Consider the following 19,155-nt stretch of genomic DNA (forward strand, 5'->3'; position numbering starts at 1 on the left):
GCGCGAAGGGAATGGTTGCACAATCAGCAAAAGTTAAAAGGCCGCATAACTCCGGGCTAACAGTTAACGAAAGTAAACACTTCATTAACCATAATGATGCTCTAATGCATGTGAGGCCCGGCAAAGGCGCGAACGACGCAGACAGCTTCGCGCAAGCGTCGATTTCAAAAGTGGAAGTTATTTTTGGGGGTGTTGATGAGTCGCAAGCATGTCGCTGTCCTGATGGGCGGATTTTCCTCGGAAAGGCCTGTCAGCCTTTCCTCGGGAAAGGCTTGCGCAGAGGCCCTCGAAGCCGAAGGCTTCAAGGTGACGTGCATCGACGTGGCGCGCGACGTCTCCGAGAGGCTCGCGGCGCTGAAGCCCGATGTCATCTTCAATGCGCTGCATGGGCCCTTCGGGGAGGATGGCACCATCCAGGGTATCCTCGAATATCTCGAGATCCCCTATACGCATTCGGGCGTGCTTGCCTCGGCTCTGGCGATGGACAAGGACAAGGCGAAGCTTGTTGCCGCTGCCGCCGGCATTCCGGTCGCCGAATCGCAGGTCATCAATCGTTTCGCTTTTCCTTCGGTGCATCCGATGAAGCCGCCCTATGTGGTGAAGCCGGTGCGTGAAGGGTCGAGCTTCGGCGTCGTGATCGTCACCGAAGATCAGACGCATCCGCCGCAGGTCGTCAGTTCGCCCGAATGGCGCTATGGCGAAGAGGTGCTGGTCGAGCGCTATGTCTACGGCCGCGAGCTCACCTGCGGTGTCATGGGCGAGACTGCGCTCGGTGTCACGGAGGTGGTGCCGCAGGGACACAATTTTTATGATTACGATTCCAAGTATGCTGCGGGCGGTTCAAAACACGTCATCCCGGCGAAAATTTCACCGAATATTTACCAAAAAATACAAACATTGGCGCTAAGGGCGCATCAGGCAATCGGTTGTCGCGGCGTCAGTCGGTCCGACTTTCGTTACGACGATCGTTTCTCCGAAGACGGCGAAATCATCTGGCTGGAGGTCAATACCCAGCCAGGCATGACTCCTACCTCGCTCGTGCCCGAAATGGCCGGTCATGCCGGCTATTCCTTTGGTGAGTTTCTCCGGTGGATGGTGGAGGACGCGTCTTGTTTGCGTTGACGGTCAAGAGGATAGGGCGCCCCAGCCATCATGCTGTGCTTCCGATCGTGGAAGTCGAAGAGCGGTTCGTGCTGCCGCGTCCGCTGCGCCGCGTCACTCGTTTCTTGATCAGCCTCGGTAGCGGCCGCATCTACATTCCGGCCCATACCGGGACGGTGTCGGCGCTTGCCTTTTTGGCTGCGACCGGCCTCTACGGTATGTCGCTCGGCGGTCACACCGAAGCCGTCGCGCAGGCCACGACGACGGCCGCAGGTTTTGCGATCGAGGATGTGAAAGTCTCCGGCAATTCGGAAACCTCCGAAATCGAGATCCTGCAGCTGATCGGCCTCGACGGCACGACCTCACTGGTCGCGCTCGACGTCGATGCGGCCCGCCGGAAGATCGCGCACCTTCCCTGGGTCGAGAATGTCGAGGTTCGGAAGATCTATCCGAGGACAATCGAAGTGAAGCTTAAGGAGCGTGAGGCCTATGCGATCTGGCAGCACGGGCAGGAGCTTTCGCTGATCGAGAAGAACGGCAGCGTCATTGCGCCGTTGCGCGACAACAAATTTTCGTCGCTGCCGCTCGTCGTCGGCCGCGACGCCGAGACCGCGGCGGCTTCGCTCGACGACGCCTTCGCGAAGTGGCCCGACGTGAAGGCCCGCGTGAAGGCCTATGTCTGGATATCGGGCCGTCGTTGGGATCTGCACATGGATAACGGCGTCATCGTCAAGCTGCCGGAAGACGGCATCGATCAGGCGCTGGCGACGCTTTCGAAGTTCGACAAGGAGCATCAGCTCCTGGAGCGGGACATCGCCGCGGTCGATCTGAGATTGCCCGACAGGACCGCGATCCAGCTGACGCCGGAGGCGGCGGTCCGCCGGCAGGCGGCGGTAACGGAGCGTACCAAGGAATTGAAGAAGGCGGGGCAGAATATATGAGCTTGTTCGGTTCATCCCATTTCGGATTGCCGCGCTTGAAGCCGCTTTCGTCGAAGCGGTCGCATGTCGTTTCGGTGCTCGACATCGGCTCGACCAAGGTCGTCTGCATGATCGGCCGGCTGACGCCGCGCGAGGAAAGCCAGATCCTGCCGGGCCGCACGCACAATATCGAAATCATCGGCATCGGCCATCAGCGCTCCCGCGGCATCAAGACCGGCGTCATCGCCGATCTCGATGCGCTGGAAGGCGTCATCCGTCTTGCCGTCGATGCGGCGGAGCGTATGGCGGGGCTGACCGTCGAGAGCCTGATCGTCAACCTGACGGCCGGCCGCCTTGGCAGCGACATCTACACCGCGACGATCGATCTCGGCGGTCAGGAAGTCGAGCTTAACGACCTCAAGAAAGTGCTCTCGGCTGCCTGCCAGCAGTCGCTGCGCCAGGACCGCTCGGTGCTGCATTCGCTGGCGACCGGCTTCTCGCTCGACGGCGAGCGCGGCATTCGCGACCCGCTGGCAATGTACGGCGATGCGCTCGGCGTCGACATGCATGTCGTGACCGCGGAGCGCTCGGCACTGAAGAACCTCGAGCTTAGCGTCAATCGCGCGCATCTTTCTGTCGAAGGTATCGTCGCGACGCCTTATGCATCGGGCCTTGCCGCTCTCGTCGACGACGAGGTCGAGCTCGGCTGTGCGGCGATCGACATGGGCGGCGGCACGACGACGATCTCGGTCTTTGCCGAAGGCAAGCTCGTTCATACCGATGCCGTCGGGCTCGGCGGCCATCATGTCACCACCGACCTCGCCCGCGGCCTTTCGACCCGCATCGAGGATGCCGAGCGGCTGAAGGTCGTGCATGCCTCCGCGCTCTTGAATTCCTCCGATGAACGCGAGCTGATCTCGATACCGCCGATCGGCGAGGATGATCGCGACCAGCCGTCGCAGGTACCGCGGGCGCTGGTTTCGCGCATCGTATCGGCCCGAATCGAAGAGACGATGGAACTGATCCGCGACCGTATCCAGCGTTCCGGCTTCAGCCCGATCGTCGGAAAACGCGTCGTGCTGACGGGAGGCGCGAGCCAGCTGACCGGCCTAGCCGAGGTGGCGCGGCGCATTCTGGCCCGCAACGTCCGCATCGGCCGGCCGATGGGCGTCTCGGGACTGCCGACGGCGGCCAAGGGCCCGGCCTTTTCGACGGCCGTCGGCCTGATGATTTATCCGCAGGTCGCGGACATGGAGACACATGCGTCACAGAGCGGTCTGCTCATGTCGCTTGGGGGAAATAACAGCCGCATAGCCCGCATGGGCCAGTGGCTGAAGGAAAGCTTCTGAAATTTGCGTAATTGGCCGGCGTGGCGATGCGGCCAGAGAGAGAAGGAACAGGTACCATGACCATCAAGCTGCAAAAGCCTGACATCACAGAGCTGAAGCCGCGCATCACCGTGTTCGGCGTCGGCGGCGGCGGCGGCAACGCCGTCAACAATATGATCACCGCAGGCCTCCAGGGCGTCGACTTCGTCGTTGCCAACACGGATGCGCAGGCGCTGACGATGACGAAGGCCGAGCGCATCATCCAGCTCGGCGCCAACGTCACCGAAGGCCTCGGCGCCGGCTCGCAGCCGGAAGTCGGCCGCGCGGCCGCCGAAGAGTGCATCGACGAGATCATCGATCACCTGAACGGCACGCATATGTGCTTCGTCACCGCCGGCATGGGCGGCGGCACCGGCACCGGTGCTGCTCCCGTCGTCGCGCAGGCCGCCCGCAACAAGGGCATCCTGACGGTCGGCGTCGTCACCAAGCCGTTCCATTTCGAAGGCGGCCGCCGCATGCGTCTGGCCGAGATGGGCATCCAGGAACTGCAGAAGTCTGTCGACACGCTGATCGTCATTCCGAACCAGAACCTCTTCCGCATTGCCAACGACAAGACGACCTTCGCCGACGCTTTCGCCATGGCCGACCAGGTTCTCTATTCCGGCGTTGCCTGCATCACCGACCTGATGGTGAAGGAAGGCCTCATCAACCTCGATTTCGCCGACGTCCGCTCGGTGATGCGTGAAATGGGCCGTGCGATGATGGGCACCGGCGAGGCCTCCGGCGCCGGCCGCGCGTTGCAGGCAGCCGAAGCGGCAATCGCCAACCCGTTGCTCGACGAAACCTCGATGAAGGGTGCCCAGGGCCTGCTGATCTCCATCACCGGCGGCCGCGACCTCACACTCTTCGAAGTCGACGAAGCTGCGACCCGCATCCGCGAAGAAGTCGATCCGGACGCCAACATCATCCTGGGCGCCACCTTCGACGAATCGCTCGAAGGCATCATCCGCGTCTCGGTCGTCGCGACCGGTATCGACCGGGCGATCAGCGAAGCCGCCGAGCGCAACTTCCAGCCGGCCGCCAGGCCCGCTATCCGTCCCTCCGCGGCTGTTGCTCCGGCAGCGGCCGCAGCTCAGCCTGCGCCGGTGATGCAGGCACCGAAGGCCATCGATCCGATCGCGCAGACCATCCGCCAATCCGAGATGGAACGTGAGCTCGAAATTCCGGCCCCGCGTGCCAGCGCCCCCGTCCAGCAGCCTGCTGCGCAGCAGGAAGTCTTCCGTCCGCAGAGCAAGATCTTCGCGCCTGCACCGGAAGCTCCGGCCATGCGGCCTCAGGTGCAGCAGCAGGCTCCGGCGCCGGTAATGAGCCAGCCGGTGATGAGCCAGCCCGTCCAGCATCAGCCCATCCAGCAGCAGCCGATCCGACAGGAGCCGATTATCCGGCAGGCGGCTGAACCGGTGCGCATGCCGAAGGTCGAGGATTTCCCGCCGGTCGTCCAGGCTGAACTCGACCACCGCACCCAGCCGGCTTCGGCGCATCAGCAGGAAGAGCGCGGCCCGATGGGCTTGCTCAAGCGAATCACCAATTCGCTTGGCCGCCGCGACGATGACGCGGTTGCCGCCGACATGACCGCCGCACCGCCGGCCGCATCGCAGCAGCGCCGTCCGTTGTCGCCGGAGGCAAGCCTCTATGCGCCACGCCGCGGCAATCTCGATGATCAGGGTCGTGCAGTTCCGCAGGCTCGCATGATGCAGGAAGACGATCAGCTGGAAATTCCGGCATTCCTGCGCCGCCAGTCGAGCTGAAATATCGCGGCCTTCGGCACCGTTCATGCCCGGGATCCAGGTCCCGGGCATTGCTGTTTTCGGCCGAGAATTCCTGAGCGATATCAATCGTGTGACTTCGTAACAAAACGAAAGAAACAGTGATTTGGATTGGAGCGCCGGCGCACGTAAATATGGCGCAAGAAAACTGCGCTGGGAGTCGTCTAGACGAGGCTCTTTCTGCAGAAAGAATGATAACCGCGCCGTGGCACCAACCGCTGGAGCGGAAAAATAAAGGCAGATTTTATGGCTATTGGCTTGCTGGGTTTTCAAACGACGGTATCGCGTCCGGTGACGCTCTCGGGCATCGGCGTTCATTCGGGCGCGAATGTCTCGATCACGCTGAACCCGGCCGAAGCGGATACTGGCGTCGTTTTCCAGCGCCTGCATGATAATGGCGACATCACCGAACTGAAGGCCGTCTCCTCGCAGGTCGGCAATACAGACCTCTGCACGGTGCTCGGCTTCTCACCCACGCATTCAATCGCGACGATCGAACATGTCATGGCCGCCGTCTATGCGCTCGGCCTCGACAATGTCCTCATTGAGGTGCAGGGCGCAGAAATGCCCATCATGGACGGCAGTTCGCTGCCCTTTGTCGAAGCGATCGAGCAGGCCGGTCTCATCTCGCTCGGCGTCAAGCGTCGCTATATCCGCATCACCAAGCCGGTGCGGATCGAGCATGGCGGCTCCTGGAGCGAATTCCGTCCCTATGACGGCACGCGCTTCGAAGTCGAGATCGATTTCGAATGCCCGCTGATCGGCCGGCAAAAGTGGGCCGGCGACCTAAACGCCGCCGTCTTTAAGTCCGAACTTTCCCGCGCCCGCACCTTCGGTTTCATGCGTGATGTTGAACGTCTCTGGGCATCGGGACATGCGCTCGGTTCTTCGCTTGAAAATTCCGTCGTCATCTCGGACGACAATACCGTCATCAATGTCGAAGGCCTGCGATATGCCAAGGACGAGTTTGTTCGCCACAAGACGCTTGATGCCGTTGGCGACCTGTCTCTCGCTGGCGTCCAGTTCATCGGTTGCTACCGATCCTATCGTGGCGGCCATAAGATGAATGCCAATGCTTTGAAGGCGCTGCTCGCCGATCCCTCCGCCTACGAGGTGGTCGAGACCTCGACGCCGCGCCAGCGCGTCGCCGCTCGTGAACTGATTGCCGTCAACGCTTCGGAATTCGCTCCCTGGTCGGCATGACCTCCAGCATATTCTCAAGACCAGGCCGCCTCTTCCCGGAGGCGGTTTTTTTATGTCGGCCCGAGTCTGTGGTGATAGGGCTTTTCTCGCAGTTGCTTAGCTGCCACAGGTCGGCAAGAAGGTGAAAAGCCAGCCAATCCGGCGGCGGCTGCCACAAAAATGCGTTAATGCCTTATCATTGCGTTGCTCTTGATGCACATTTGTGGCTAGAAACGCCAGCGAGGCGTGGCTGTCGTGGAGCGAGCGGCGGCAGTGGGGTTCTTTTGAATGGCTTATGCAGGATCTGAAGGTATGATGAAGACAGCGCGCGCTTTGTTCGCATCGCTTCTGGTGCTGAGCGCAGGCGCCTCGATCTCCGGCTGCCAGTCGGATCCCGATATCGACATCACCAAGCTTGGCCTCGAAACCGATCCGCCTGACGTGCTCTACACCCAGGGCCTTGCCAATATGAAGGCGGGCAACATGGCGGAAGCAGCGCGCAAGTTCGATGCAATCGATCGCGAGAACCCATTCTCCGAATGGGCGCGCAAGGCGCTGGTCATGAGCACCTTTGTCAAATACCGCCAGGGCAAGCTCGATGATGCGCTTGCCTCGGGTAATCGCTACATGTCGCAATATCCGAAGTCCCAGGACGCTGCCTATGTGCAGTATCTCATCGGTCTCACCTATTCCAAACAGATCGTCGACGTGACCCAGGACCAGCGCGCCTCGGCCAAGACGATCGAGGCGATGCAGGCTGTGATCGACAACTACCCGAACTCCGAATATGTTGATGACGCGCAGGCGAAGATCCGCTACGCCCGTGATCAGCTCGCCGGCAAGGAAATGCAGATCGGCCGCTACTATATGGAGCGGAAGGAATATCTCGCCGCAATCTCGCGTTTCCGCATCGTCGTCGAGAAATATCCGACTACGAACCAGATCGAGGAAGCCTTGGCCCGTCTCGTCGAGGCTTATTACGCCATGGGTATCGTCGACGAGGCGCAGACCGCGGCAGCCGTTCTTGGTCACAACTATCCGGACAGCCAGTGGTACGCCGATTCCTACAAGCTGCTGCAGACAGGTGGCGCCGAGCCGCGTGAGAACAAGGGCTCCTGGATCGCTGCGGCAGGCAAGAAACTCCTGCTCGGTTCCTAAGTCCCATGCTGATCCAGCTTTCGATCCGCGATATCGTCCTGATCGAGCGGCTGGATCTTGCCTTCGAGACCGGTCTGTCCGTGCTGACGGGCGAGACCGGCGCGGGCAAATCCATCCTGCTCGACAGTCTTTCGCTGGCGCTCGGCGGGCGCGGCGATGGCGGTCTGGTGCGCCATGGCGAAGACAGGGGCCAGGTGACGGCGGTGTTCGATGTCGGCATGGACCACGGGGCGCGGGTGCTCCTGCGTGAAAACGGCATCGACGACGAGGGCGACCTGATCTTCCGCCGTCAGCAATCGGCCGATGGTCGCACCAAGGCCTATGTCAACGATCAACCGGTGAGTGTGCAACTGATGCGCCAGGCCGGCCAGATGCTGGTCGAGATCCACGGCCAGCACGATGATCGCGCTCTTGTCGACACGAATGCCCATCGCAACCTGCTCGATGCCTTTGCCGGCCTCACCGATGAGGTTGCTGAGGTCTCCCGCCTGTATCGTATTTGGCGCGACAGCGAACGGACGCTGAAAAAGCATCGCGAGAAGGTGGAAAGTGCGGCGCGCGAGGCTGACTATCTGCGTTCCTCTGTGGCAGAGCTGGAGAAACTCTCGCCACAGGACGGCGAGGAGGACGAACTCGCCGAAAGCAGGCAGAGGATGATGAAGGCGGAGCGAATCGCCGGCGACATCGCCGAAGCCTCCGAATTCCTGAACGGCAATGCCTCGCCGGTGCCGCATATCGCCTCGCTGGTGCGCAGACTGGAGCGCAAGAGCCATGAAGCGCCCGGGCTGCTCGAAGACACCGTGACGTTACTCGATGCTGCGCTCGACCAGCTTTCCAATGCGCAGATGGAAGTCGAGGCAGCGCTGCGCAAGACCGAATACGATCCGAGAGAACTGGAGCGGGTGGAGGAGCGGCTTTTCGCGCTCAGAGCCGCGTCGCGCAAATATTCCGTGCCCGTCACCGAACTGCCGGCGCTTGCGGTGCGCATGATCGCTGATCTCGCCGATCTCGATGCAGGCGAGGAGCGGCTGGCGCATCTGGAAGCGGAGGTCGGTCTGGCGCGAGAGAATTACGATTCGGCGGCGCGCTCGCTTTCCGACAAGCGCCATCAAGCCGGCACTGCGCTGGCTGCTGCCGTAATGGCCGAACTGCCGGCGCTGAAGCTCGAACGCGCTCGTTTTATGGTCGAGATCACCACGGATGCGCAGGAGGCGCTTCCCGAAGGCATCGACGTCGTCGAGTTCCATGTCCAGACCAATCCCGGCACGCGCCCCGGCTCGATCATGAAGGTGGCCTCCGGCGGTGAGCTGTCGCGTTTCCTGCTGGCGCTGAAGGTGGCGCTCGCCGATCGCGGCTCCGCCCCAACACTCGTTTTCGACGAAATCGATACCGGTGTCGGCGGTGCTGTGGCCGATGCGATCGGCCAGCGGCTGAAGCGGCTGTCCGAGCGGGTCCAGGTGCTGTCGGTCACACATGCGCCGCAGGTCGCGGCGCGGGCGGCAACGCATCTGCTGATCTCCAAGGGGCCGGCGGCCGAGGGTTCCGAAAAAATCGCCACGCGCGTCGCAAGGATGGCGCACAAGGATCGCACCGAGGAGATCGCCCGCATGCTCGCCGGCGCCTCGGTAACGGAAGAGGCGAGGGCGGCGGCGAAGCGGCTGCTGGCCGGTAACGGCTGATTGCCGCAGCCGGCACGCTGACAAATACCCCGCTTCGCGCTATGCCGATTGCTCCGATTAGCAGCGATCCGTTGCCATGCGCCTTTTCCATTTCAGCGATAACTCCGGCATCGCAGCGTTCGAGCCGCGTGCCGTTCGCATCCCCTCAATCCGCCCGGCCGGCCAGGAATGGCTGAACGGTCCGCTCGTCTGGGCGATCGATGCCGATCATGACTTCATGTATCTCTTTCCGCGAGATTGCCCGCGGATCCTGATCTGGGCCACGTCCGGGACGCCGGAAGCCGAGAGGCGGCATTGGCTTGCAGGTTCCCGGGCAGCAGCCTATGTCGAGCGTCGTTGGCTGGAACGGCTCTCGGCTGTGACAGTTTATCGTTACGCGCTGCCGGCCGAAGGTTTCGAGGAGCTCGGCGATGCGGGCATGTGGGTGGCTCGCCGGCGTATAGTTCCGATCGAATGTACCGCCATTTCGCGGCTCGACCGAGAATTCATGCCGCGCGGAGTGGAACTGCGGGTGGTCGACAGTTTGCAGCCGCTGAAAGGCCTGTGGGACAGCGGACTGCATGTCAGCGGCATCCGGCTGCGCAACGCCTTGGATTGGGAATAGGCTGGAAGGCAGTCCTCACTGGTCAGGGTAAGCAGCCTCTCTTTTCATCCGGCGATTTTGCTCTAAAAACAATGCAGATTTCTGGCCAGATTCTCTGGAGTGATGTTCCATGCCCACCGAAGGTTCCGCCATCGACACGTTGACGATCGAAGAGGCTGCCGCCGAGCTCGAGCGGCTGGCAAGGGAGATCGCGCACCACGACGCGCTCTATCACGGCAAGGACCAGCCGGAGATTTCAGATGCCGATTACGATGCGCTGAAGCGCCGCAACGATGCGCTGGAAGCGCGGTTTCCCGAGCTGATCCGTGAGGACAGCCCGTCGCGACGGGTCGGTGCTGCGCCCTCGGTCACCTTCTCGCCCGTCGTCCACGCGCGGCCGATGCTGTCGCTCGACAACACGTTCTCACAGGAGGACGTGCAGGATTTCGTCGCCGGGGTCTATCGCTTCCTCGGCCGCCTGCCGGACCAGTCGATCGCTTTTACCGCCGAACCGAAGATCGATGGGCTATCGATGTCGATCCGCTACGAGAACGGGAGACTGACGACGGCTGCGACGCGCGGTGACGGCACCACGGGGGAAAACGTCACCGCCAACATCCGCACCATATCCGAAATTCCCAACCAGCTGCCGAAGGGTGTCCCCGCAGTCGTGGAAATCCGCGGCGAGGTTTATATGGCCAAGAGCGATTTCCTGGCGCTCAACCGCCAGATGGAGGCGGAGGGCAAGCAGACCTATGTCAATCCGCGCAACACGGCGGCGGGATCGCTGCGCCAACTCGACGCCAAGGTGACGGCGAGCCGCAAGCTGAAATTCTTCGCCTATGCCTGGGGCGAGATGTCGGACATGCCGGCCGACACGCAATTCGGCATGGTGCAGACCTTCAAGGACTGGGGCTTCCCGGTCAATCCGTTGATGAAGCGGCTGAATTCGGTCGCCGACATCCTGGCGCATTACGACGAGATCGGCCTCAAGCGCCCGGATCTCGATTACGATATCGACGGCGTCGTCTACAAGGTCGACAGCCTAGAACTGCAGCAGCGCCTCGGCTTCCGCTCGCGAAGCCCGCGGTGGGCGACAGCGCATAAATTCCCGGCCGAGCAGGCCTTCACCGAGGTCGAGAAGATCGAGATCCAGGTCGGCCGGACCGGTGCGCTGACGCCTGTGGCCCGGCTGAAGCCGATCACGGTCGGCGGCGTCGTCGTCACCAACGCGACACTGCACAATGAGGACTACATCAAGGGCATCGGAAATAGCGGCGAGCGCATCCGGCCGAAGGAGCACGATATTCGCGAGGGCGATACCGTCATCGTCCAGCGCGCCGGCGATGTCATTCCGCAGATCCTCGACGTGGTGATGGAAAAGCGTCTCGCCGAGGCGAAGCCATATGATTTTCCCAAGACCTGCCCGGTCTGCGGTTCGCATGCGGTGCGCGAGGTCAATGAGAAGACCGGCAAGATGGATTCGGTGCGCCGCTGCACGGGCGGCTTCATCTGCCGGGCGCAGGCGACGGAGCATCTGAAGCATTTCGTTTCGCGCAACGCCTTCGATATCGAGGGGCTCGGTTCGAAGCAGATCGACTTCTTCTTCGAAAATGAAGATGCGTCGCTGCAGATCCGCACGGCGCCCGATATCTTCACCTTGGAGAAGCGCCAGGCGCAGTCGCTGACCAAGCTGGAGAATATCGACGGCTTCGGCAAGGTCAGCGTCGGCAAGCTCTATGCGGCGATCAACGAGCGGCGCAGCATTGCGCTCCACCGTTTCATCTATGCGCTCGGCATTCGCCATGTCGGTGAAACCACGGCAAAACTCTTGGCGCGCTCCTACGGCACCTATGAAGCCTTTGCGGCCGCGATGAAGGAGGCCGCACCGCTTTCCGGCGACGCCTGGAACGATCTCAACGCCATCGAGGGTATCGGTGAGGTCGTGGCGCGCGCGATTGTCGAGTTCTACAAGGAGCCGCGCAACATCGAAGTGATCGGCCGTCTGCTTGAAGAAGTGACGCCCGCAGCGGCCGAGCAACCGGTGACGACGGGCAGTCCTGTGGCTGGCAAGACCGTGGTCTTCACCGGCTCGCTCGAAAAATTCACCCGCGACGAGGCGAAGGCAAGGGCCGAAAGCCTCGGCGCCAAGGTCGCGGGATCGGTGTCGAAGAAGACCGACATCGTCGTTGCCGGTCCCGGCGCCGGCTCGAAGCTCGACAAGGCGCGCGAACTCGGCGTCCAGACGATGGATGAGGATGAGTGGCTGGCGCTGATTGGCGGGTGAGGAAGCCGGCGTCAGAATGCCCGCATCCTGTTCGGCGTTGCCTCGGCCTTGTGCGAGGATCTGCTGCGTCCGTTGCCAATGCTCGGGATAAGCCGGGCAAGCCCAAGCATGACGAGGGATGCGGATAGACCCGTCCGACTCAGGTCCTCAGCCGCGCCATCGTATAGGCATCGGCATAGTGTCCGGCGCGATATCCGAAAGCACGCAGATGCCCTTCCTTTTCGAAGCCGAACTTCTCATAGAGAGCGATCGCAGCCGCGTTGTCGGTATAGACGGTCAGTTCGAGCCGCTTGATGTCGAGCCAGTCGTCGGCGGCGTCGACCATTGCGCCAAGCAGGATCCGGCCGAAACCGCGACCTGTGAAATCGTCGTGCACGCCCATGCCGAGGCTGGCGACGTGCTGGCGACGGCCGCTAAGGCGATTGAGGCCGCAATTGCCGACGATCTTGCCATTTAGAGTCACGACAAGGTTGAGCGCGCCCGCCGACGGGTTTTCCATGTTCTTGCGGACCTCCTCAATCCGCTGGTAAGGCGGCCTCAGCGTGCCGGCCCGATAGCCCGGTAAATTTATAAGATCGGTGATCTCTTCGGCGTCGGAAAGGCGCACGGCTCGCACGACGACACCGTCGGGCAGGGGCGCCCGGCCACGGGGTTCATTCTCTTCGTTTTCAGGCATGGGCATCTCTCCTTGGGTCACAGCGAGGAGAGCCGGGATTTTTTGGAAAACCCTGCTCGCCTCGGCAGGGTTCTCGGGATGATCGGGCTAGTGACGCATCATCGCTCCCGCGTACCCTGGAGGGGTCGTGGCGATATGATGCATGGTATGCGTCACAGAGTTGATCATGCGCGAAAGCTTCCCCATCCGCGTGCAGATGTCAATAGGCCGGGATTTGCCTTCGCCTCCGGCTGACATTATGCCGGTAGGGCAGACGATTCGGATTTTACCCTTGAAGACCATTGCCATCGATTTCGAGACAGCCAACGAGCAGCGCGGCAGCGCCTGTTCTGTCGGGCTTGCCTGGATCGAGGAGGGTAGGGTGACGCGCGTCGAGGAGCGGCTGATCCGACCCAGAGACATGCGCTTTTCCGGCATGAACATCGCGATCCACGGAATTCGGCCGGAGCATGTCGAGGATGCGCCTGAATTTCCCGAGGTGATGGACGAGTTCTACGACGATATCAGCGGCGCGATGATGATCGCGCACAATGCGGCATTCGATTTCAGCGTCTGGCGGGCGAGCCTCGATCTCTACCGGCAATCCTATCCTGAGCTGACCTATCTCTGCAGCCTGAAGATGGCGCAGCGCATCTGGCCGCATTTCCTCTCGCATCGGCTGAACCTGATCGCCGAGCATCTCGGGCTGCGCTTCATGCACCATAATGCCGCCGAGGATGCGGCGGTTTGCGCGGCTGCGGCGATCGAGATGGCAAGGGCGGTCAAGGCGAAGGCCGTGGAAGCAATCCCGGCGCTGATCGGTATGACGCCGGGGCGGCTGACGGCGCGTGGCTATGCGCCCTGCACCTGCCGGAAGGCCTGAACGCCCCGCAACAACAGCGATTTCTTGCAAAGCCCAGGTGCATGCTTATCTAGAATGCGGATCATCCAGGGAGCCGCCATGACCAAGCTTCGCACGTTTCTTCTCGCCGCATTTTCCTTCGCCGCTATTTCCGCGGGCGCCGCCTCGGCCGAAGTCGTCGGCAAGGTCGGGGTCGACTGGATCGGCAACGACATCATCGTCGAGGCACTCTCCGACCCGGAGGTCAAGGGCATCACTTGCCACGTCACCTATTTCGATCGCAGCCTGATCGATCGGTTCAAGAACGGCAACTGGTTCGAAGATCCGTCCAACAATTCGATCGCTTGCCGCCAGACCGGACCGATCGAGATCGGCAACATCGACCTCTCCAAGGACGGCAGCGAGGTGTTCCGCCAGGGCATGTCGCTGATCTGGAAGACGCTGGTTGTCAACCGCATCTACGACAAGGCCAACGACACGCTGATCTATCTCGCCCATTCGCGCCAATTGACCGATGGTTCGGCGAAGATGTCGATCTCGACCGTTCCGCTTTATGGGCAGAGCGTGACTTGGAAGAATGGGAAGCCATAGGGGCTGGAGATCCTTTCTTCTGATGTGCCGTCCGCGTCCTCATCCGACCCTTCGCGCCACCTTCTCTCCGCGGGGGAGAAGGGGTAAGCCGCATCGTCTCCGCATAGTTGAAGGCTTGGGGTGCTACGTCCCCTCTGCCCGTCGGGGTGAGGGGCCGCTCACGCAAAGCATGCGTACTTTTCTGACGAAAAACAGGAAAGGCCCGGACGAGCCGAGCCTTTGAATTTCGTATCTAAAAGAATATCAAGCCGCCTGGTTCAACTCGTCGGCGATGACCGTATCGAGGTTGAGGAAGCAGACCATGGTCTTCTCGAGTGCGACGATGCCGCGGCAGAAGGCGCGCTGGGCTTCCGGGATGATTTCCGGCGGCGGCTGCAGGTCTTCGCTCTTGATGGTCATCATGTCGGAAACCTGTTCGACCAGCAGGCCGACCAGCTTGCCGGCGATGTCGGTGACAATGATCGCCGAGCGCTCGGAGGGTTCGGTCATCTTCATGCCGAGGCGGCAGGCCATGTCGATGACCGGGATCACCGCGCCGCGCAGGTTGATGAGGCCCAGCACGTAGGGCGGGGTATGCGGCATCGGCGTCACCGGCGCCCAACCGCGGATTTCGCGGATGGCCATGATGTCGATGCAGAATTCCTGGTCGCCCAGATGGAACGAAACGATTTCGAGATAAGCGCCCGACTGCTTGATGGCGTTGTTGTTCATGATCAGAATTCTTCCCAGTTGTCCCCGGCGGGAGCGGCGATGGCTTTGGCGGCAGAACCGCCGTTGAATGCGCCCGCGACTTTGCCGATCAGGCTGCGTGCGGGAGAAGGTCTCGAATGCGAGGCGGCGGTTGCCTCTCGCGGCGTTTGCCGGGCGCTCATGCCCTCGCCGGTTTTGAACTGCTTGATCAGTTGCGTCAGATTTTCGGCGTCGACGGCGAGCGTATGGCTTGCGGCATTCGTCTCTTCCACCATGGCCGCGTTCTTCTGCGTGACCTGATCCATCTGGCTGATCGAAGTATTGATTTCGTTCAATCCGACTGATTGTTCGCGCGCAGAGGTTACGATTGATTTAACATGTTCGTCGATGCGCAGAACATCTTCGCCGATCTGGCGAAGCGCTTCACCCGCGGCTGTCACCAGTTCGCCGCCGATCTTCACTTCCTCGCCGGATTTTCCGATCAAGGTCTTGATATCCTTGGCAGCACCCGCAGCACGGCCGGCGAGTTCGCGCACTTCTTGGGCAACGACGGCGAAGCCCTTGCCGGCCTCGCCGGCGCGCGCTGCCTCGACACCGGCATTGAGCGCCAGGAGGTTCGTCTGGAATGCGATTTCGTCGATGACGTTGATGATCTTGCCGATCTCGCGGGAGGCGCCCTCGATTCGCTCCATCGCGGCCATCGCATCACCGACAACGATGTCCGACTTCGCGGTATTCTCGCGGGTGTGAGAGACCATGTGGCCGACTTCCTCGGCGCGGCTCGTGGCGTTACGGACGGTGGCGGTGATCTGGTCGAGGGCTGCCGAGGTTTCTTCCAGGGAAGCGGCCTGCTGCTCGGTGCGCTTGGCGAGATCGTCGGCGGCGGCGCGCATCTGGCGGCTGTTCGCCTCGATGGAGCTGCTGTTGATGGCGATGTCACTCATCGCCTTGCGCAGCGTCGCGGTCGTCTGGTTGAAGTCCAGGCGCAAGCGCTCCAGCTCTTCGCGGAACGGCTGGTCGATGGTCACGGTCACGTCGCCGCCCGAAAGGCGGGTAAGGCCGGCGCCGAGAGCGGCGACGGCGGCGCTGAGCGCTTCGGCGTCGGCGAGCTTGGCGGCTTCGCGGGCACGGTGCTCAGCATCGCTGCGCTGTCTGTCTGTCTGGGCTTGGGCTTCAAGGTCGCGCTTCTCGATAGCGGCGAGGCGGAAGCCGTCGGCGGCGCGAGCCATCTCGCCTATTTCGTCGCCGCGGGTCCTTTCAGCGACGTTGCTGGCGAGATCGCCGTTCATGATGCGCTGCATGCTTTCGCGCACGGCGTCGATGCCACGCCGGATCGAGCCGCCATGGACATATTGCAGGACACCCATGACGAGGATGGCTAGGACGCCGAGGCCGATCTGCAGGATGAGGGCCTCTCGCGACACGGCATTGGCAAGCTCGACATGCTGCTGGGCGAAAACCGTGCCTTCAGCGGCGAGCTTGTCGAGGGTCGCGGTCAGCTCTTCGCCGGCGCCGTCGATCGCGTCGTCGATTTTGTCGAATTCCGCATCAGCCGCGCCCTGCTGAACCAGCGCGACGAGATCGACACGTATTGCCTTGCCGATTGCGGCGACATCGGCGTCATAGCTCTTCAACAGGCTGTCGACTTGCATTTCATTCGCAAGAAGGTGCATCTCTTTCGAACCACCCGAAAGAGCAGTCAGCGAATCACCGATTAGTTTGATGCGCTCGGGCTCGACGGCCTTGCTGTCCTTGTCGACGATGATGTCCATCGCGGCCAAGACCATCGTCAGATTCGCAAGGCGCATGTCGCCGATATGGTTGACGCTCGCCTGGATCTCGCCGGCGCGGCGCAACGCCGTATCGACCCGCATGTTCTCGTACCAGCCGACGCCGAGCATCGTTCCGAAACCGATGAAGGCCGCACCGCCCAGTGTCCAGAGCCTCTGGCTGACCGACAGGCTCTTGCGCACCGATGAATTCGTCATGAAAAGACCCCTCCACAAACCGCTCGGGTTTATGTCTTTCTTACCCTCATGCGGACGTCCGGAGGTTTCGCCACTCGGCAGACTTCATGTCAGAACGGCTCGACCGGGCCGCACGCACTGCTAAATATAGATGTGACGGCTTAAGCCTTTCCTAATGATGTTTATTGTGAGACCGTCGGTTCGGGCAGAAGGGAAGTCGTTCAGGCGCAATGCTTTTTTGATGAACGCCAAGTCTGGCAGACTGACTTTCGGGTGATCGACGGCTGCGGTTCGTGAGACAATTAATCACGGGTCAAAAAACATATTCTTGAATTGCGCGCCTTCGGCCGAGACGATAATCACGCTGGCAGGGGCGGGTGGCACATCCGCCCGATCGAGGATCACGCCATGAAGAGATTCCGCGTCGCCGTCTGGATCGGTGTTCTGATACTTGCCGGGATTCTCGGCGCGGTGAGTTATTCCATGAAGTCGCGGGACGTCGTGGCGGAAGCTCCCTTCGGCGTGCCTTTCACGTTGGTTTCCCAGAGCGGCCAGCCGATCACCGAGCAGGCGCTGCGCGGCAAGCCGACTGCGCTGTTCTTCGGCTTTACCCATTGCCCGGAAGTTTGCCCGACAACGCTGTTCGAACTGAACGGATGGATGGAGAAGGTCGATCCCGACGGCGACAAGCTGCAGGCCTATTTTGTGACCGTCGATCCGGAGCGCGATACGCCTGAGATCATGAACGATTACGTGTCCAACGTTTCCAAGCGAATTACCGGCATTTCGGGCCCACCGGACAAGATCGCCGAGGTCATCAAGGGGTTCCGCGTCTATGCCAAGAAGGTGCCGGTCGACGAGAAGGATCCAAACGGCGACTATACGATGGATCATACTGCGTCGGTCTTCCTGCTCGATTCCGCCGGGCGGTTTTCCGGAACGATCGCCTATGGCGAAAATCCGGACACGGCGGTAAAGAAGCTGGAGAATCTCGTCCATAAGGGGTGATGGCTTCAGCGTGATGGGACGTTGGCTCGACCGATGGCGGGCAAGGGAAAAGGGAAAGACCGCCTATCGTGAGTGAAATCCGCCTTTACGTGTCGACCACCGAAAGCCAGGCCGAAGCGATCCTCGATCTCCTGACCCAAGTCTTCGGCGAAGAAGACTTTGCCATCGGCACCACCGAAATCGATGAGAAGAAGGATATATGGGAGGCCTCGGTCTATATGATGGCCGAGGACGAGGCGGATGTGCGCTCCCGCATCGAGGCAGCGCTGAAGGTCGCTTTTCCCGATGCTCAGCTGTCGCGAGAAGTCATCCCGGATGTTGATTGGGTGGCGAAGTCGCTGGAGGGCCTGAAGCCGGTCAGGGCGGGGCGCTTCCTGGTGCATGGCTCGCATGACCGAGACAAGGTCCGCTCCGGTGACATCGCCATCGAGATCGATGCCGGCCAAGCCTTCGGTACCGGCCATCACGGAACGACGGCCGGTTGCCTGGAGATGATCGATGCAGTGATGTGTTCGCGCCGGGTTCGCAATGCGCTTGATCTCGGCACAGGCAGTGGCGTCCTGGCGATCGCGGTGCGTAAGCTCAAAAACATCCCGGTGCTTGCGACCGATATCGATCCGATCGCAACGCTGGTCGCGGCTGAGAACGTACGACGCAATGGCATCGCGTCTGGCATCGTCACGAAGACCGCACCGGGGTTCCATTCGACGGCCTTCTCGGAGAATGGCCCCTTCGACCTCATCATCGCCAATATTCTCGCCCGGCCCTTGATTCGGATGGCGCCAAAGCTCGCCACGCATCTTGCGCCCGGCGGATCGGTGATCCTTTCAGGCATTCTCGCGTCACAACGGTGGAAGGTGATCGCCGCCTATAGCGGCGCGCGGCTCCGCCATGTCAGGACGATCTGGCGGAACGGCTGGGTGACGATTCATTTCGATCGGCCTTGAGGAGGGAGAGGATCGGGGCGACGGGTGCGACTTACTCCCTCTTCTCCCAGGCGGGGAGAAGATGCCCGAAGGGCAGATGAGGGGTGAGCGGCTAAGCCGCGAATGCGCTGAGCGCAAGCGAAGGGCAATGAAGGGTGCGCCGGCGCCCCTCATCCGACCCTACGGGCCACCTTCTCCCCGCTGGGGAGAGGAGGGAACAAGTCGTGACGTCAGTTGTCCCACAGGATAGTGCGGTTTCCGTGCCGTTCTCAAAAGAAAAAGGCGGCGCCGATGGCACCGCCTTGGACCGGTCTTCCGGTCAATGCCCGCGAGCTCGAAGGAGGAGGAGCGCTCGAGCGGGCTCTACTGCATTCCAATAGGCCGGTCCGGGA

At 61.7% G+C, this 19,155-nt stretch carries 16 protein-coding genes; 13 read left to right on the forward strand and 3 right to left on the reverse strand.

Annotated features, from left to right (window positions below; genetic code table 11):
* Positions 1-195 precede the first annotated feature (195 nt).
* The 9 genes from PH551_RS01305 (at position 196) to ligA (ending at position 12,064) form a co-directional block, all read left to right on the forward strand.
* On the forward strand, positions 196-1,122 hold the full coding sequence (locus PH551_RS01305) for a D-alanine--D-alanine ligase (RefSeq protein WP_097597961.1): 927 nt from the start codon (positions 196-198) through the stop codon (positions 1,120-1,122).
* Entirely contained in the window at positions 1,110-2,042 is a 933-nt protein-coding gene (locus PH551_RS01310) for a cell division protein FtsQ/DivIB (RefSeq protein WP_285191552.1), read from the forward strand. The genes PH551_RS01305 and PH551_RS01310 overlap by 13 nt, the downstream gene beginning before the upstream one ends.
* Entirely contained in the window at positions 2,039-3,370 is a 1,332-nt protein-coding gene (ftsA, locus tag PH551_RS01315) for a cell division protein FtsA (RefSeq protein ID WP_064803798.1), read from the forward strand. Before PH551_RS01310 ends, ftsA begins: the two co-directional genes overlap by 4 nt.
* Positions 3,371-3,426: 56 nt before the next feature.
* A complete protein-coding gene (gene ftsZ / locus PH551_RS01320; protein ID WP_285191553.1) occupies positions 3,427-5,157 on the forward strand; it encodes a cell division protein FtsZ in 1,731 nt (576 codons plus the stop codon).
* Between the two features lie 264 nt (positions 5,158-5,421).
* The gene (lpxC, locus tag PH551_RS01325) at positions 5,422-6,378 is read left to right on the forward strand and encodes a UDP-3-O-acyl-N-acetylglucosamine deacetylase (protein WP_085778772.1); all 957 of its coding nucleotides are present in this window, start codon (positions 5,422-5,424) and stop codon (positions 6,376-6,378) included.
* 267 nt (positions 6,379-6,645) lie between these two features.
* On the forward strand, positions 6,646-7,515 hold the full coding sequence (locus tag PH551_RS01330; RefSeq protein WP_285191554.1) for an outer membrane protein assembly factor BamD: 870 nt from the start codon (positions 6,646-6,648) through the stop codon (positions 7,513-7,515).
* A 5-nt stretch (positions 7,516-7,520) separates the two neighbouring features.
* Positions 7,521-9,194, forward strand: coding sequence for a DNA repair protein RecN (gene recN / locus PH551_RS01335; protein ID WP_285191555.1), 1,674 nt, complete (start codon positions 7,521-7,523; stop codon positions 9,192-9,194).
* Between the two features lie 76 nt (positions 9,195-9,270).
* Positions 9,271-9,798, forward strand: a complete 528-nt coding sequence (locus PH551_RS01340) for a DUF6886 family protein (protein WP_285191556.1) — start codon at positions 9,271-9,273, stop codon at positions 9,796-9,798.
* Between the two features lie 109 nt (positions 9,799-9,907).
* Entirely contained in the window at positions 9,908-12,064 is a 2,157-nt protein-coding gene (gene ligA, locus PH551_RS01345) for an NAD-dependent DNA ligase LigA (RefSeq protein WP_285191557.1), read from the forward strand.
* Between the two features lie 139 nt (positions 12,065-12,203).
* Here ligA and PH551_RS01350 read toward each other — a convergent pair whose 3' ends face one another.
* Complete coding sequence (locus tag PH551_RS01350) at positions 12,204-12,740, reverse strand: GNAT family N-acetyltransferase (protein WP_097597966.1); 537 nt, start codon at positions 12,738-12,740, stop codon at positions 12,204-12,206.
* Positions 12,741-13,011: 271 nt separating this feature from the next.
* Here PH551_RS01350 and PH551_RS01355 point away from each other — a divergent pair, with 271 nt between their 5' ends.
* Complete coding sequence (locus PH551_RS01355; protein WP_285191558.1) at positions 13,012-13,602, forward strand: 3'-5' exonuclease; 591 nt, start codon at positions 13,012-13,014, stop codon at positions 13,600-13,602.
* A gap of 78 nt (positions 13,603-13,680) precedes the next feature.
* Positions 13,681-14,172: a CreA family protein gene (locus PH551_RS01360; RefSeq protein ID WP_085780127.1), complete on the forward strand. Its 492-nt coding sequence runs from the start codon at positions 13,681-13,683 to the stop codon at positions 14,170-14,172.
* Positions 14,173-14,415: 243 nt separating this feature from the next.
* On the opposite strand, the gene PH551_RS01365 is transcribed toward PH551_RS01360, so the two are convergent.
* A complete protein-coding gene (locus PH551_RS01365) occupies positions 14,416-14,883 on the reverse strand; it encodes a chemotaxis protein CheW (RefSeq protein WP_004668786.1) in 468 nt (155 codons plus the stop codon).
* Between the two features lie 2 nt (positions 14,884-14,885).
* Positions 14,886-16,850: a methyl-accepting chemotaxis protein gene (locus tag PH551_RS01370; RefSeq protein WP_285191559.1), complete on the reverse strand. Its 1,965-nt coding sequence runs from the start codon at positions 16,848-16,850 to the stop codon at positions 14,886-14,888.
* Positions 16,851-17,237: 387 nt separating this feature from the next.
* On the opposite strand from PH551_RS01370, the gene PH551_RS01375 reads away from it, so the two are divergent.
* Together PH551_RS01375 and PH551_RS01380 are read left to right on the forward strand one after the other, a co-directional pair.
* A complete protein-coding gene (locus PH551_RS01375) occupies positions 17,238-17,837 on the forward strand; it encodes an SCO family protein (RefSeq protein WP_285191560.1) in 600 nt (199 codons plus the stop codon).
* A gap of 68 nt (positions 17,838-17,905) precedes the next feature.
* Positions 17,906-18,784 (forward strand): 50S ribosomal protein L11 methyltransferase, encoded by an 879-nt coding sequence (locus PH551_RS01380; RefSeq protein ID WP_285191561.1) that lies wholly within the window; start codon positions 17,906-17,908, stop codon positions 18,782-18,784.
* The last annotated feature ends 371 nt before the right edge of the window (positions 18,785-19,155 follow it).

The sequence above is a fragment of the Rhizobium atlanticum genome, from assembly GCF_030182485.1.
Lineage (GTDB): Bacteria > Pseudomonadota > Alphaproteobacteria > Rhizobiales > Rhizobiaceae > Rhizobium.